Here is a 15,579-nt window from a genome sequence, read left to right as displayed (position 1 = left end):
TCCTTTTTATAAAAATTATGTTAAAGTAAAATTTAGATTATTTTTTGAGGAGTTTGGATGAAATTAGATATTATGCTAGATTTTGCCAATAAAGCGTCTGATATTATAGCTAATAAGATTGTCCCAAATACAGACATTATTATGGTAGTTTTACTTATTGTTTGTGGGCTTTATTATAGTTTTTTAACTCGCTTTGTTCAGTTTCGTATGTTGAGTTCTGTATTTAAAATTCTTACAGAAAAAAACGAAGGACACGCTAAAGAACATATTTCACCTTTTCAAGCATTAATGATCTCAACTGCTTCTAGAGTTGGTATAGGAAATATTGCTGGAATTTCTTTGGCATTGGCTACAGGTGGAGCTGGTGCTTTATTTTGGATGTGGGTTATGGCATTTTTTGGTGGTGCCTCAGCATTTGCTGAAAGTACCTTAGCTCAAGTTTACAAATCAAAAGATGATACAGGCGGGTTTAAAGGTGGTCCAGCTTATTATATAAAAAAAGCCTTAGGCTCACATTTTTTTGGAGCTTTTTTTGCTTTTATTCTTATTATTACTTATGCTTATGGATTTAATGGACTTCAAAGTCAAACAATGACTTCGTCTTTTAAAGTTTATTATGATATGTTTAATCCAAATGCTGCTGTAGATTTTGCATCAAGTTCTTGGCCAATGATTATTGGTATTGTTTTAACTATTTTTGGTGCATGGATGTTTTTTTCTCACCATACTAAAATAGGTAAAATTAGTTCTTTAATTGTTCCTTTTATGGCTTTAGCTTATGTTTTACTTGCCGTGATTGCTGTTTTAATGAATTTTGATAAAATTCCTTCTGTGATTCATATGATTTTACAAAGTGCTTTTGATTTTAAAGCGATTTTTGGTGGTTTTGCTGGTTCTGCTTTGGTTATAGGGATTAAAAGAGGACTTTTTTCAAATGAAGCGGGTATGGGCTCGGCACCTAATGCAGCTGCAGCAGCTTTGACAAGTCATCCAGCTAAACAAGGTGTTATACAAGCCTTTTCAGTTTTAATTGATGTTGTTGTTTGTACAAGTTCTGGATTTTTAGTTCTTTTTTCTATGGCATATTTAGGACTTGGAGAAAGTAAAATTGATGGTGGAATGCCTTTAGTTCAAGAAGCTATGCGTGAGTATTACGGTAGCTTTGGAATCCATTTTATTACTATAGCTATTGTTCTTTTTGCAATAACTTCTTTAATAGGAAATTATTATTATGCTCAAGCTAATGTTAAATATTTAACAAATTCCAAATTTGTAATGAATTTGTTTAGAATTACAGCTGTGGCTATGATTTTTATAGGCTCGCAAATGAATTTAAAACTTGCTTGGAATTTGGCTGATTTGACTATGGCTTTCATGGCAACGACAAATATTATATCTTTATTGCTTTTAGGTGGTATAGTAAATAAAGTTTTAAAAGATTTTAATATGCAACAAAAATCTGGTATAGATCCTAAATTTAATGCTAGCAAACTTGGAATTAAAAACGCTGAATGTTGGGATTAAAATTCATAAGCCTTAGTGGCTTATGAATTAATGATTTAAAACCTTGTTTAAAAATTCTCTCAATCTTTCATTGCTAGGATTTTCAAATGCTTCTTTAGGGCTTCCATCAACAGCAATTTTTCCTTTATCCATAAAAAATATACGATTGGCAACATTTCTAGCAAAGCCCATTTCATGAGTTACTACAAGCATAGTTAAACCTTCTTTTGCAACATCTTTCATAATGCTTAGAACCTCGCCTATCATTTCAGGATCTAGAGCTGAAGTAGGTTCATCAAATAAAATAACATCAGGATTCATCATCAAGCTTCTAGCAATAGCTATGCGTTGTTTTTGTCCGCCAGAGAGCTTATGGGGCATTATATTTTCTTTGTCTGCTAAACCCACCTTAGCAAGAAGTAATTTTGCTTTTTTTATGGCTTCTTCTTGACTTAAAATTCCTGTTTTAATGGGCGTTAAACATAAATTTTCCATAACATTTTTATTAGCAAAAAGATTAAAATGCTGAAATACCATGCTAACTTTTTGCCTGATCTTGTTAATATCAATTTCTTTATCAAGTATGTTTTGCTTATTGATTAAAATTTCCCCACTATCAGCTAGTTCTAAGCGATTGATGCAGCGTAAAAATGTACTTTTTCCGCCTCCACTTGGACCTATGATAGCTATTACATCGCCTTTTGAGATTGTAGTGTTAATATTTTTTAAAACTTCTAATTCTCCATATTTTTTTTGTAAATTTTTAACTTCAATCATTTTTATTCATCCTAAGTTCAAGTTTTTTTGCAAAATAGCTAAAAATTTTTACACTTACATAATAAACAAGTCCAGTGAAAATAATAGGTTTTGGATTGTAAAGTACGGCTTGCAAGCTTTGACTTTGCATGGTAATATCAATAACACTAATAAATCCTACAACAGAAGTTTCCTTAAATAAAGAAATAAATTCATTAGCTAATGCAGGTAGAATGTTTTTAGTAGCCTGTGGAAGAATAATTTCTTTCATTGAAGTTTTGTAATCAAGCCCCATTGCTCTTGCAGCTTCCATTTGTCCCTTATCTACACTATTAATGCCACTTCTTACAATTTCTGCTATATAAGCCGAGCTATTAAGTCCTAGTGCAAGAATGGCTGCATAAAGGTTATCTATAAAAGTAAAAATTACAAAAGCAAAAATCATCAATTGTAAAATTACTGGTGTTCCTCGTATAATGTCTATATATTCATCTATAATAAAATTAAGCGTTTTAAATTTAGAGAAGTGTAAAATAGCTAAACTAAAACCAATAATCACTCCGATAATAACAGCGCAAGCAGTTAATAAAAGTGTAATAAGATAACTTTTTAAATAAGCTTTTGCATTTTCTGTATAGCCATAGCTTACAACTCCACTAGGATCTTGAATTTTTAATATTTCTATTGGGAAAGAAAAATAGCCCCATAAAATAATAATAACAAAAAAAACAAAAATTTTTATATTTTTCTGATTCAATTTGTAAACCTTTTCAGAGAAATTATTTAAAAAAAGATTTTATAGAAATATCTTTGAATTTTCTCTAAAGATTTAAAAAAATGTGTTAGAATTTCCCAAAAATAAGGTTGTATTTATGGAAATTTTAGATTTCATTCTAATAGTTATTTTTGTGTTTTTAATGATTGTTTTGGTCATAGGTTTTAATCGTCAAATGATGCAAAAAAACAAAGAAAGAGAAGAAAGATTTAAAAAATATAAAAAAGGAGAACAAAATGAGTAAAAAAGTATTAATTCCATTGGCTCAAGGTTTTGAGGAAGCTGAATTTATAGGAATTGCGGATGTTTTAAAACGAGCAAAAGAATTAAATCCAGATTTGGAAGTTGTTATAGCTTCGTTAAACAGTGAGTTATTAGTAAAAGGTGCTAATGGCATTAGTATAAAAGCAGATTGTTCTATAGAGGATGTTGATATAGAAAATTTAGATGCCATTGCTTTGGCGGGTGGCTTTGAAGGTATGATGAATCTTAAGAATTCAAATGTTATTTTAAATATCATTAAACAACTTCATAGCAAAAATAAAATTGTTGCCGCAATCTGTGCTTCTCCTATAGTCTTAAATGAAGCAGGTGTTTTAGAGGGCGAGTTTGCTTGCTATCCTAGTTGTGAAGTTGGACTTAATGGAAATCGTGTTAACAAGGCTGTAGTTGTAAATAAAAATGTTATAACTTCAGCAGGTCCAGCTACGGCAATTCTTTTTGGTTTAGAGCTAGCTAAAAAGTTATGCGGTGATGAAATTTATCAAAAATTATACGAGGGAATGTTGCTACCTTTGACAAAATAGTTTAAATGGTAGTTTTTCTACCATTTAAACTAAAATAAAGCTTGAGGATTTTCTTTTTTTGTTTTTTCCTTAGGCAGTTCAAAACCTCCAAGCATATGAAAATGCAAATGAAAAACTTCTTGTCCACTATTTTTTCCACAGTTTGTTACCAAGCGATATCCACTTTTATCTACACCTAAAAGAACAGCTAATTCTTGTATGAAACTTGTCATTTTGGCCATAAGTTCAGGATCAAATTCTTGAAAGTCTTTAAAATGTTTTTTAGGGATTATAAGTATATGTATGGGTGCTTTGGGTGCAATATCATGAAATGCTAGAAAATCGTCACTTTCAAGCACTTTATTGCATGGAAGTTTACCTTCAACTATGAGTTCAAAAATTGTTTTTTCTTGCATTATTTATCCTTTTTTACTGTTGGTTTGATACAATTATATCTTTAAAGTTTGGTTTTTATGCTGAATTTAAAATAGTTTTTAATAGAATTAGAACTTGAAATATTTTATTTAAGGTAAGAAAATTGCAAAATTTTATAGAACAGATTCAAAAATGTGAGAATTTAAATGATTTGGAAGCCATTAGGATTTCCGTTCTTGGAAAAAAAGGTATTTTAACAGAAGGCTTTACAAAGCTTAAAGAGTTAGAAGATGGGGCGAAAAAAGAATTTGCTGCTAAATTAAATGCACAAAAAGAAATATTTAATGAGGCTTATTTAGCCAAATTTAAAGATTTGGAAAATCTTGCTTTAGAAGAAAGAATGAAACAAGATGCTTTAAATTTTAACTATTTTGATGAAAGTATTACAACAGGTGCCTTGCATCCTGTTATGAGCACCATGGATAAAATCATAGAGTATTTTATAGCTTTGAATTTTAGCATAGAAAAAGGGCCTTTAATAGAAGATGACTTTCATAATTTTGAAGCGTTAAATTTACCTAAATCTCACCCTGCAAGAGATATGCAAGATACCTTTTATTTTGATGATAAAAGGCTTTTAAGAACACAAACTTCGCCAGTGCAAATACGGACAATGCTTGCACAAAAACCTCCTATTAGGATGATAGCCCCTGGTGCTGTATTTAGAAGAGATTTTGATATTACGCATACTCCTATGTTTCATCAAGTTGAAGGCCTTGTGGTGGAAGAAGGGCAAAAGGTTAGCTTTGCAAATTTAAAAAGTGTATTGGAAGATTTTTTGCGTTATATGTTTGGGGATGTGAAAGTTCGTTTTCGTCCAAGTTTTTTTCCATTTACAGAACCTTCTGCTGAAGTTGATATTTCTTGTGTATTTTGCAAAGGAAAGGGTTGTAGAGTTTGCAAACATACAGGTTGGCTTGAAGTTTTAGGATGTGGAATAGTTGATCCTAATGTTTATAATTTTGTTGGCTATGAAAATGTAAGTGGTTATGCCTTTGGATTGGGAGTAGAACGTTTTGCAATGCTTTTGCATCAAATTCCAGATTTAAGATCTTTATTTGAAGGTGATTTGAGATTATTGGAGCAGTTTAGATGATAATTACTAAAAGTTGGTTGAATGATTGGTTAGAACTTGAAGAAATAAGTTCGGATAAAATAGCTAAAACTTTAAACTCTATAGGTATAGAAGTTGATAGGGTTGGCGCTTTAAAGGCTCCAGATAAAGTTGTTGTAGGCTATGTTAAGGAAAAAATTAAACATGAAAATTCAGATAAATTAAGCATTTGTCAAGTTGATATCGGAAGTGAAACCTTGCAAATTGTCTGCGGTGCTGCAAATGTTGATGCAGGACAATTTGTAGCTGTTGCAACTAAAGGTGCTATCATGCCAAACGGTATGGAAATAAAAGAAGCAAAATTACGAGGAGTGGATTCTTGTGGTATGCTTTGTTCTAGTTTAGAACTGGGTTTTGAAAAAATCAATGAAGGAATTATGCTTTTAGATGAGAGTATAGGGAAATTAGAACTTGGGAGACCTTTAAATACTTATGAAATTTTTAATGATGAGCTAATAGAAGTGGAACTTACTCCTAATAGGGGTGATTGTTTAAGTATTTATGGTATAGCTCGTGATTTAGCCGCAGCTTTAAATTTAAATTTAAAAGAACCAAAACCATTTAAAGAAAGTGAAAATGTTTTAGGTATCGGTAGAATTTTGCGCTTAGCAGCTGAGAAAGAACTTAATGGACTTTATAATTATCGAGCCATAGGGCTAAAAGAAGAAATTCAAACAAATTTATTGCTTAGTTTAAGACTTGCTCAAATTGAAGGTTTGGGAAAAAATTCCATAGAAAATTTATTAAATTATGCAACGCATTCAACTGGTGTTCTTTTTAATGCTTATGATTTAAGTAGTTTTTCTGAAAAAGATGAAGAATTTACCATTAATTTAAGCAAGCAAGTGCATGGAGAAACAAAAGTATCTTACAAAGATAAACTTTTAAGCTTTAGCGGAATTTTCCAAAATAATGAAAGTAGATGTAAAGATGATTCTAAAATAATTATTATTGAGGCTAATTATACCGATCCATTGGTAATTGCAGATGCTAAAATATATCATAAAGATCAAGATGAAAAAATGCTTTATAGAAGTTTTAGGGGAAGTGAACCTAAATTAAATTTAGGAATGGATTTTTTGCTTAGTATTTTTGAGCAGATTCCAAATCTTGTTATTTATAGTTCTTCTCAACAAATTTTAACCGACAAAGAATTACCAATCATACCAATAAGTATTGAAAGTATTGGCGATATAATAGGGCAAAATGTTGATAAAGATGAAGTATTAAAAATATTAAAGAAATTAGGTTTTGAGCTCATACTTTCAGGTGAAGGGCTTATAAATGTTAAAGCACCTTTACATCGTCCTGATATTAAAAATTTATCAGATATTTGCGAGGAAGTTGTAAGAATTATAGGTATTGATAATATTGCCTCCAAGGGTTTAGAATTTATAGAAAAAAATCGTTTAAATTCTGCATATAAAAAGTATATTGAATTTTTAAATTTAAGGAAAAGAGCAGTAGCTAGTGGTTATTTTGAAAGCTTACATTACGTTTTGGATAATGAAGAAGAACTTAAAAGATTGGGTTTTGACTCTGTTAAACTAAAACTAATCAATCCAATTACAGCAGAACTTAATACTTTAAGAACAACCCTTTTAAATCATTTGTTAAATGCAGCAAGTTTAAATGCAAAAAATTCTAAAAAAATTATTAAACTTTTTGAACTAGGGGCTGTTTTCAATGTTAATAATCAAGAATTAAACCATATCGCATTTATCCATTCTGGCTTAAAAGAAGAAGCTAAAATTTCCAACAAGGCAAAACCTGAATCGGTGCAATTTTATGATTTTCTTTTAGACATTAAAAATATTATAGGTGATTTTAAACTAAAATCATCAAAATATAATATTTTAAGCCCTTATGAACAAGCAGATATTTATCTATCAGATATTAAAGTAGGTTTTATAGGCCGTTTGCATTTAAAAATAGAAAATGAGAGAGATTTACCAAAAACATATATTTGCGAACTTGATTTAGATTTAATCAGGCAAGATTTTAAAATAGCTAAGCCTTACTCCAAATTCCCAGCTATCACTAGAGATCTTAGTGTGTTAATACCTAAAGGTTTTGAATACAATCAGATTAAAAATTGTATCGAAGAATTGAATTTAGAAATACTTGAAAATTTTCGTTTAGTTGATATTTATAGTGATGAAAACCTTAAAGAATTTTATAGCATTACTATAAGTTTTTCTTTTAGGGATATAAATAAAACTCTAGAAGATAATCAAGTGAATGAATGTATGGATAAAATTTTAAATACTCTTAAAAATTTGGGTCTTGATTTAAGATGAAAATTTACAAATTGCAAACCCCTGTAAATGCTATACTTGAAAATATAGCAGCAGATAAAAGCATATCTCATCGTTTTGCTATATTTTCGCTTTTAACACAAGAAGAAAATAAGGCTCAAAATTATCTCTTAGCTCAAGATACTTTAAACACTCTTGAAATTATAAAAAATCTTGGAGCTAAAATTGAACAAAAAGATTCTTGCGTCAAAATTATACCCCCTAAAGAAATTTTATCTCCAAATTGTATTTTAGACTGTGGAAATTCAGGAACTGCTATGCGTTTGATGATAGGATTTTTAGCAGGAATTTCTGGTTTTTTTGTTTTAAGTGGAGATAAGTATTTAAACAATCGTCCTATGAGAAGGATAAGCAAACCACTTACTCAAATAGGCGCTAGAATTTATGGAAGAAATGAGGCAAATTTAGCTCCACTTTGTATAGAAGGTCAAAAATTAAAAGCTTTTAATTTTAAAAGCGAAATTTCTTCGGCTCAAGTTAAAACAGCTATGATTTTATCTGCTTTTAGAGCTGATAATGTATGCACTTTTAGTGAAATTTCTCTTAGTCGAAATCATAGTGAAAACATGCTAAAGGCTATGAAAGCTCCAATAAGGGTTAGTAATGATGGCTTAAGTCTTGAAATAAATCCTTTAAAAAAACCTTTAAAAGCTCAAAATATAATCATTCCTAATGATCCTTCTTCGGCTTTTTATTTTGTTTTAGCAGCTATTATTTTACCTAAAACTCAAATTATTTTAAAAAATATTTTGCTTAATCCTACTCGTATAGAGGCGTATAAAATTTTGCAAAAAATGGGTGCCAAACTTGAAATGACAATAACTCAAAATGATTTTGAAACTATTGGTGAGATCAGGGTGGAGTCTAGCAAGCTTAATGGCATAGAAGTTAAAGATAATATCGCTTGGTTAATAGATGAAGCGCCTGCTTTGGCTATAGCTTTTGCTTTGGCTAAGGGTAAATCTAGTTTAATAAATGCTAAAGAATTACGCGTTAAAGAAAGCGATAGGATTGCTGTGATGGTTGAAAATCTAAAGCTTTGTGGTGTTGAAGCTAGAGAACTTGATGATGGTTTTGAAATAGAAGGTGGATGCGAACTAAAATCTTCAAAAATTAAAAGCTATGGAGATCACCGTATTGCTATGAGTTTTGCTATTTTAGGTTTGCTTTGTGGAATCGAGATTGATGATAGTGATTGTATAAAAACTTCTTTTCCAAATTTTATAGAGATTTTATCAAATTTAGGAGCTAGGATTGATTATTGAATTAGCAAAAAACTATGGTTTTTGTTTTGGTGTTAAAAGAGCTATTAAAAAAGCAGAACAAATAAAAGATGCTGCAACTATAGGCCCTCTTATTCACAATAACGAAGAAATTTCTCGTTTGCAAAAAAAATTTAATGTCAAAACTTTGGAAAATATACAAGCTTTAAGTAATGAAAAAAAGGCTATTATAAGAACTCATGGTATTACAAAGCAAGATTTAGAAGAATTGAGAAAAAAAGATATAGAAATTTTTGATGCCACTTGTCCTTTTGTTACAAAACCACAACAAATTTGCGAGCAAATGAGTAAGGAGGGTTATGAAGTTGTTATTTTTGGAGATGAAAATCATCCCGAAGTTAAAGGAGTCAAAAGTTATGTAAGTACAAAAGCTTATGTAGTTTTGGATAAAAAAGAACTTCAAAATATAAAACTTCCTAATAAAATAGCTGTAGTAAGCCAAACAACTAAGAAGCCTGAGCATTTTATGGAGATAGTAAATTTGTTAATACTTAAAACCAAAGAAGTAAGAGTTTTTAACACTATATGTGATGCAACCTTTAAAAATCAAGATGCCATTAAAGAACTCTCGCTTAAAAGTGATGTTATGGTTGTTGTAGGGGGTAAAAACTCAGCCAATACAAAACAACTTTTTTTAATTGCAAAAACCAATTGTGAAGATAGCTATCTAATTGAAACCGAAGAAGAGTTAAAAAAAGAATGGTTTTTGGATAAAAAACATTGCGGCATTAGTGCAGGTGCTAGTACTCCTGATTGGATCATACAAAAAGTTATCGCCAAAATAAAAAATTTTAAAATTAATTAAAAAATGTTTTCAAATAGAATAAAAAAGTCAAAAATTTAAAAAAAATTAACAAAAATAAAAAAACTTAACACTAATTAAAGAAAAATAAGGTAAAATCAATCAATTTCTAAAAATTATTTTAAAGGACCATAATGAGCGAGGTGAACAAAAAAGTTCAAGGCGGCGTAGATGATTATCTTGAGGAAGAAGATTTTGGACAGCTTTTAGAAGCTTTTGATAAATCAAGAGAAGAGGCTACAACAGAGGGTGTGATTGTAGAGATCAAAAATGATGAAGTTTATGTAGATATAGGTAAAAAATCTGAAGGTATTTTAGCTCTTAGCGAAATACAAGATGACAATTCTAAGCTATTATTTAATGTAGGCGATGGTATTAAAGTTGCTGTTATGGGTTCTCGTGGTGGCAGATCTTTACTTTCTCATAAAAAAGCTTTGAGAAAAGAAAAAGTTATCGAATTTATTAAAAACTATCAAGAAAATCAAGATGATATTTTTACCGTAAAAGTAGTTGGAAAAAATAAAGGCGGATTGATAGTTGTTGATGAAAATGATGTTGAATTTTTCTTACCAAAATCTCAATATGGCTTCAAAGAAACAAATAATATTATAGGCAAAACGTTTAAAGTTAAAATTATTAAAATCGACAAAGATGAGCAAAGTATCATTGTTTCTCGTAAAAAAACTTTAGATGACGAGAGAAGAAAACGCAAAGAATTGATCAATAATATAGCACAACAAGAAGATTTAATTGAAGGTATTGTGAAAAAAATTACTACTTATGGTATGTTTGTGGATGTAGGAGGTGTTGATGGTCTTGTTCATTACAGCGAAATTTCTTACAAAGGACCTGTAAATCCTGGAACACTTTATAAAGAGGGTGATAAGGTTCCAGTTAAAGTTATAAAGTATGATAAAGAACGCAAACATTTATCCTTGTCTATAAAAGCGGCTTTACCCGATCCATGGAGCGAGATAAAAAATACTCTTGATATAGGTGATACCATTAAAGTAATAGTATCAAATATAGAGCCTTATGGTGCTTTTGTGGATTTAGGAAATGATATAGAAGGATTTTTACATATCAGTGAAATTTCTTGGGATAAAAATATTAAAAATCCAAAAGATTATATCAACAAAGGTCAAGAAATTGATGTTGAAGTAATTGAAATCAATCCAAATGAAAGACGCTTAAGAGTTTCTTTAAGAAATTTACTTTCTAGACCTTTTGATGAATTTATGAAATCTTACAAAATTGCGGATGTGGTTGAAGGAGAAATTACCTCAGTAACTTCTTTTGGTGCGTTTGTTAAACTTGGCGGTATTGAAGGTCTATTGCATAATGAAGATGCTTCTTGGGATAGAAACGATAAATGTAAAGACAAATTCTCTCAAGGGGATAAAATCAAGGTAAAAATTATCAAAATAGATGAAGAAAACCAAAAAATATCATTAAGCACAAAAGAATTAAACAGTTCTCCAGTGCAAGAATATGCCAAAATTCATAAAGTCGGCGATATTGTAAAAGGCACTATCCGTGATATTAAAGATTTTGGTGTTTTTGTAGAGCTAAGTAAAAATGTTGATGCTTTAATTCATAAAGAAGATATAAGCACTTCTATGCTTGAAAATTTAAAAATTGGCGACGATATTGAAGCTGCTATAGTTTTTATTGATGAAAAGAAAAATAGAATTCGCCTAAGTGTCAAAAATCTTGTTAGAATGAAAGAAAGAGAAGTTCTTAATGAAATCAATAATGATGATAAAGTAACTTTAGGTGATATCATTAAAGATCAGCTAGCTTAATGAAAAAATACATTACAATAAGCATTTTGAGTATTTTATTACTCATTTTGCTTGCTGTTGTTTTTACATTGCTTTGGCAATTTAAAGCTAATGTAAATTTCATTCCACAATTTGCTAAAGATACAAATACGCAGCCAAGCATTCAAACCCAAAATCAAGATCTTTCATGGCAAGAAGAATTAGCAAAATGGCCTACAAGAGATTTTACCCCAGCAGCAGAAAAATTTACCTTATATTTTGATGCAGATACTAGCGAGCTTAAGGAGAAAAATAAATATTATCAGCTTATAGTTGGAAAATATGATATTTATTCTATGTTTTGCTTAAGGCAGACTTTAAATTCTTTTAATGTGAAGTATTTTCTTCTTAAATCTGGCGATAGTCCAGAAATCTTTTTGGATACAGGCAATGAAAAACTTATAGATGATATTATCAAAGAATTAAAAAAATATAAAATAAATACAGAAGTAAAGGAAATTTGGTTATGAAAAAAAAGATTATAGTGTGTGATGCTATTTTGGATAAAGGTGTCGATATTCTAAGAAAAGCTGAAGATATTGAGCTTATAGAAGCTGCAAAATTTCCAAAAGATGAACTTATGCAAATGCTAAGCGATATTGAAGTTGCAATTACTAGAAGTTCTACGGATGTAGATGTAAATTTTTTAAATCATGCCAAAAAATTAAAAGCGCTTGTGCGTGCTGGGGTGGGTGTAGATAATGTTGATATTCCAGAGTGTTCTAAACGAGGAGTGATTGTGATGAATGTCCCAACTGCAAATACTATTGCCGCAGTTGAACTAACAATGGCACATCTTTTAACATCAGCTAGAAGCTTTGTCAATGCTCATAATTTTTTAAAAATTGAAAGAAAATGGGAAAGAGAAAAATGGTATGGCATTGAATTGATGAATAAAACGCTAGGGGTTATAGGTTTTGGAAATATAGGTTCAAGAGTAGCTATCCGTGCTAAAGCATTTGGTATGAAAATTTTAGCCTATGATCCGTATATTTCTGCTTCTAAGATTACAGATTTAGATATGGAACAAGCAAAAAATTTGGATGAAATTTTAGAAAAAAGTGATTTTATTACCATTCACACACCAAAAACCAAAGAAACCAATGGTATGATAGGAAAGCAAGAAATTGCAAAAATGAAAGATGGAATAAGATTAATAAATTGTGCTCGCGGAGGATTATACACAGAAGAGGCTTTATATGAAGGTTTAAAAAGTGGTAAAATAGCATGGCTTGGTATAGATGTGTTCGATAAAGAACCCGCAACCAATCATCCTCTTTTAGACTTTGAAAATATTTCAGTTACTTCTCACCTAGGAGCAAATACTTTAGAAAGTCAAGACAATATCGCAAGAGAAGCTTGTGAGCAAGCATTAAGTGCAGCACGAGGCGTGGCTTATCCTAATGCCTTAAATTTACCAATTAAAACTGAAGACTTACCACCTTTTGTAGCTCCTTATATAGAACTTGTTTCTAAAATGGCTTTTTTAGCTGTTCAAATTGATAAAAATCCTATAAAAAGTATTAAATTAGAGGCTGAAGGAATTATTGGTGAGTATGCAAATTCTATGCTAACTTTTGCAGCTGTTGGTGCTTTGGGTGGAATTTTAGGAGAGAAAATTAATTATGTTAATGCAGAATTTGTTGCCAAAGAAAAAGGAGTTGAATTATCTTGCGAAACTCTTCCAAATAGTGGTTATAATAATAAACTTAGCGTTAAAATTATCACCGAAAATTCAAATATCAGTGTTTCAGGAACAGTGTTTAATGAAAATGAACAACGCATAGTTGGATTAAATGGCTTTAAAACTGATTTTAAGCCAAAGGGAAAAATGATTATTTTTAAAAACAAAGACATACCAGGAGTTATAGCTAAAATCAGTTCCGTTTTGGCAGCTAAAAATATCAACATAGCTGATTTTAGGCTTGGTAGAGATGGTTTTGGGTATGCTTTGGCTGTTGTTTTGATTGATGAAAAAGTTCAAAAAGAAGTATTAGATGAACTAAAACAATTAGAGGCGTGTGTATTTGTCCAATATGTTGAAATTTAAAATTTTAATTATAGAAGATGATATAGATTTAAACGAACTGCTTGTTTTAAAGTTAAAATCTAGTGGTTATGAAGTTATATCTTTAGCGGATTTTTTTGGAGTTGAAGATTTGCTCGATAATGAGCAAATTGATCTTTTAATAGTCGATAGAAATTTGCCCAGTGGAGATTCTTTAGAAAAAATTCAAGATTTAAGAGAGCAAGGATATAAAGAAGCAGTTATTTTTCTTACAGCCAAGGCTTTACATCAAGATTTACTCGAAGGCTTTGAAAGTGGTTGTGATGATTATGTTTGTAAACCTTTTGATTTCAATGAGCTTTTGCTTCGCATTAAAGCAATTTTAAAACGCCATAAAAAAGAAGAAGAAAAACTATCTTTTGGTGATTTTATTTTAGATTTGGTTAGTTATGAATTCTTTTACAAAAATCAAAAATTAGAAATCTCAAATCTTGACTATGAGCTTTTAAAATGTTTTTTTGAAAATCCAAATACCTTGCTTACTAGACAATTTTTAAGCGAAAGTGTTTGGAAAGATGATACTACAAGTGATAAAACAATCAATATAGCTCTAACAAGACTTAGAAATAAATTTCCAAAACTAAAAGATCATATTATAAGTGTTAGGGGTATTGGCTATAAATTATGCTAAAAACTAAAAATATTTTTATAGTTTTTTTTGTTGTATTGGCTTTGATTTTTGGGTTTATTTTTTATACTTTTACTAATTCTTATCTTAATTTCTTGCTTATAAAACAATATGAACAAAAAATCAAAAGCCTTGATGATGTTTTAAAATTTTCTCTCTTAGAGCATTTAAATGATGCTAATATCAAGGATTTTGCTAAAGATACTAGGGCTGATTTTATTATCCTAAACAATGATATGAAAATAAGTTCTGTAAAAAATCCTGATTTTTTTTCTAATCTTAAAGAAGGAGAAATTTTAAATTTCAATTCAAAAAAAATTCTCACTAAAAGCTTTATTTACAAAGGATATAAATATATTATTATTGTTTATCCTCGTTTTTTAGATTTAGAACTTTTTTGGACAAAAATGGCAATCGGTTTTGGAGTATGCTTGCTGTTTGTTTTTATTTTAATGTTGTTGTTAGGTAGAAAAATAGAGAAAAATTTTAATAAAATTTTGGATTTTTTGGATTCTATAGGGGATCATAAAGTTGTTATATTAGAAAAAGGAATGTTTAAAGAATTTAATTTACTAAATGAGAAACTTTTAAAAACTAAGGATAAAATTCTAAAGAATACCCAAAAAAATAAAAAACAAAGCGATAAAATCACTTTAAAAAATACTCAGCTTGCTAGCGTGATTTCTGCTATTTCTCATGAGCTTAAAAATCCATTAAGCGTGATTGATCTTAGCTTAGAGATGCTAAAAGATGAGAAATTGGAAGATAAAAAATTAAAAAAGGAATTACTAGAAAAAATTTCACGTCAAAGCGTTAAACTTAATGCTTTAACCCATAAGCTTAATTTTGTTTTTAATCTTAATAGTGAAGCCTTGCAGATGCAAGAATTCGATCTTTTTTCTCTATGTGAAAAAATCACTAAAAACCCAGGCTTTGAAAGAGTTGCATTGCAAGGTAAAAGCACGAAAGTTAAGGCTGATGAATTTTTAATCGAGCAAGTGATTATAAATTTGCTTTCTAATGCTTTAAAATATAGTCAAAAAAAAGTCATTTTAACAGCAAGAGATCAAAAGATAATAGTGCAAGATTTTGGAAAAGGCATAGAAGAAGATAAAATAAAATTGATTACAAAAAAATTTTATAAAATTGATGTAAAAAGTGATAATTCTTTTGGTTTGGGACTTTTTTTAGTAAAGAAAATTTTAAATATACATAAAAGTTATCTTGAAATTTCTAGCACTTTAGGTTATGGTTCTAGTTTTAGCTTTAAACTCAGTCAAGGATAAAAA

At 29.7% G+C, this 15,579-nt stretch carries 15 protein-coding genes; 12 read left to right on the top strand and 3 right to left on the bottom strand.

What is annotated here, in order from left to right:
* Positions 1–57: 57 nt before the first annotated feature.
* The gene (locus tag OT390_RS04620) at positions 58–1,524 is read left to right on the top strand and encodes a sodium:alanine symporter family protein (protein ID WP_002860540.1); all 1,467 of its coding nucleotides are present in this window, start codon (positions 58–60) and stop codon (positions 1,522–1,524) included.
* Between the two features lie 27 nt (positions 1,525–1,551).
* On the opposite strand, the gene OT390_RS04615 is transcribed toward OT390_RS04620, so the two are convergent.
* Both OT390_RS04615 and OT390_RS04610 read right to left on the bottom strand, forming a co-directional pair.
* Entirely contained in the window at positions 1,552–2,280 is a 729-nt protein-coding gene (locus OT390_RS04615; RefSeq protein ID WP_002860539.1) for an amino acid ABC transporter ATP-binding protein, read from the bottom strand.
* A complete protein-coding gene (locus OT390_RS04610; protein WP_002860538.1) occupies positions 2,273–3,016 on the bottom strand; it encodes an amino acid ABC transporter permease in 744 nt (247 codons plus the stop codon). Before OT390_RS04610 ends, OT390_RS04615 begins: the two co-directional genes overlap by 8 nt.
* Before the next feature lie 82 nt (positions 3,017–3,098).
* Here OT390_RS04610 and OT390_RS04605 point away from each other — a divergent pair, with 82 nt between their 5' ends.
* Both OT390_RS04605 and OT390_RS04600 read left to right on the top strand, forming a co-directional pair.
* Positions 3,099–3,278 (top strand): hypothetical protein, encoded by a 180-nt coding sequence (locus OT390_RS04605; protein WP_011812746.1) that lies wholly within the window; start codon positions 3,099–3,101, stop codon positions 3,276–3,278.
* Positions 3,271–3,840 (top strand): DJ-1 family glyoxalase III, encoded by a 570-nt coding sequence (locus OT390_RS04600; protein WP_002889024.1) that lies wholly within the window; start codon positions 3,271–3,273, stop codon positions 3,838–3,840. The genes OT390_RS04605 and OT390_RS04600 overlap by 8 nt, the downstream gene beginning before the upstream one ends.
* 29 nt (positions 3,841–3,869) lie before the next feature.
* Here OT390_RS04600 and OT390_RS04595 read toward each other — a convergent pair whose 3' ends face one another.
* Positions 3,870–4,235 carry a histidine triad nucleotide-binding protein gene (locus OT390_RS04595; protein WP_002857192.1) on the bottom strand — a complete coding sequence of 122 codons (366 nt, stop codon included), beginning with the start codon at positions 4,233–4,235 and terminating at the stop codon, positions 3,870–3,872.
* 122 nt (positions 4,236–4,357) lie between these two features.
* On the opposite strand from OT390_RS04595, the gene pheS reads away from it, so the two are divergent.
* From pheS to OT390_RS04550, 9 genes are all read left to right on the top strand, one after another.
* Positions 4,358–5,350, top strand: coding sequence for a phenylalanine--tRNA ligase subunit alpha (pheS, locus tag OT390_RS04590; protein ID WP_002889021.1), 993 nt, complete (start codon positions 4,358–4,360; stop codon positions 5,348–5,350).
* Complete coding sequence (pheT, locus tag OT390_RS04585) at positions 5,347–7,668, top strand: phenylalanine--tRNA ligase subunit beta (protein WP_032586105.1); 2,322 nt, start codon at positions 5,347–5,349, stop codon at positions 7,666–7,668. The genes pheS and pheT overlap by 4 nt, the downstream gene beginning before the upstream one ends.
* Entirely contained in the window at positions 7,665–8,951 is a 1,287-nt protein-coding gene (gene aroA, locus OT390_RS04580; RefSeq protein ID WP_394535884.1) for a 3-phosphoshikimate 1-carboxyvinyltransferase, read from the top strand. Before pheT ends, aroA begins: the two co-directional genes overlap by 4 nt.
* Positions 8,941–9,774 (top strand): 4-hydroxy-3-methylbut-2-enyl diphosphate reductase, encoded by an 834-nt coding sequence (locus OT390_RS04575; protein WP_052800235.1) that lies wholly within the window; start codon positions 8,941–8,943, stop codon positions 9,772–9,774. The genes aroA and OT390_RS04575 overlap by 11 nt, the downstream gene beginning before the upstream one ends.
* A 131-nt stretch (positions 9,775–9,905) precedes the next feature.
* On the top strand, positions 9,906–11,576 hold the full coding sequence (locus tag OT390_RS04570; protein WP_052800236.1) for a 30S ribosomal protein S1: 1,671 nt from the start codon (positions 9,906–9,908) through the stop codon (positions 11,574–11,576).
* The gene (locus OT390_RS04565; RefSeq protein WP_002856886.1) at positions 11,576–12,064 is read left to right on the top strand and encodes a hypothetical protein; all 489 of its coding nucleotides are present in this window, start codon (positions 11,576–11,578) and stop codon (positions 12,062–12,064) included. The genes OT390_RS04570 and OT390_RS04565 overlap by 1 nt, the downstream gene beginning before the upstream one ends.
* On the top strand, positions 12,061–13,644 hold the full coding sequence (serA, locus tag OT390_RS04560) for a phosphoglycerate dehydrogenase (RefSeq protein ID WP_002852643.1): 1,584 nt from the start codon (positions 12,061–12,063) through the stop codon (positions 13,642–13,644). The genes OT390_RS04565 and serA overlap by 4 nt, the downstream gene beginning before the upstream one ends.
* Positions 13,631–14,293: a response regulator transcription factor gene (locus tag OT390_RS04555; RefSeq protein WP_002860529.1), complete on the top strand. Its 663-nt coding sequence runs from the start codon at positions 13,631–13,633 to the stop codon at positions 14,291–14,293. The genes serA and OT390_RS04555 overlap by 14 nt, the downstream gene beginning before the upstream one ends.
* Entirely contained in the window at positions 14,287–15,576 is a 1,290-nt protein-coding gene (locus OT390_RS04550) for a sensor histidine kinase (protein WP_394535883.1), read from the top strand. Before OT390_RS04555 ends, OT390_RS04550 begins: the two co-directional genes overlap by 7 nt.
* Positions 15,577–15,579: the final 3 nt, after the last annotated feature.

The sequence above is a fragment of the Campylobacter sp. CFSAN122748 genome, from assembly GCF_045277125.1.
In the GTDB taxonomy this organism is placed as follows: domain Bacteria; phylum Campylobacterota; class Campylobacteria; order Campylobacterales; family Campylobacteraceae; genus Campylobacter_D; species Campylobacter_D jejuni.
This window is presented reverse-complemented; position numbering and strand designations above follow the sequence as displayed.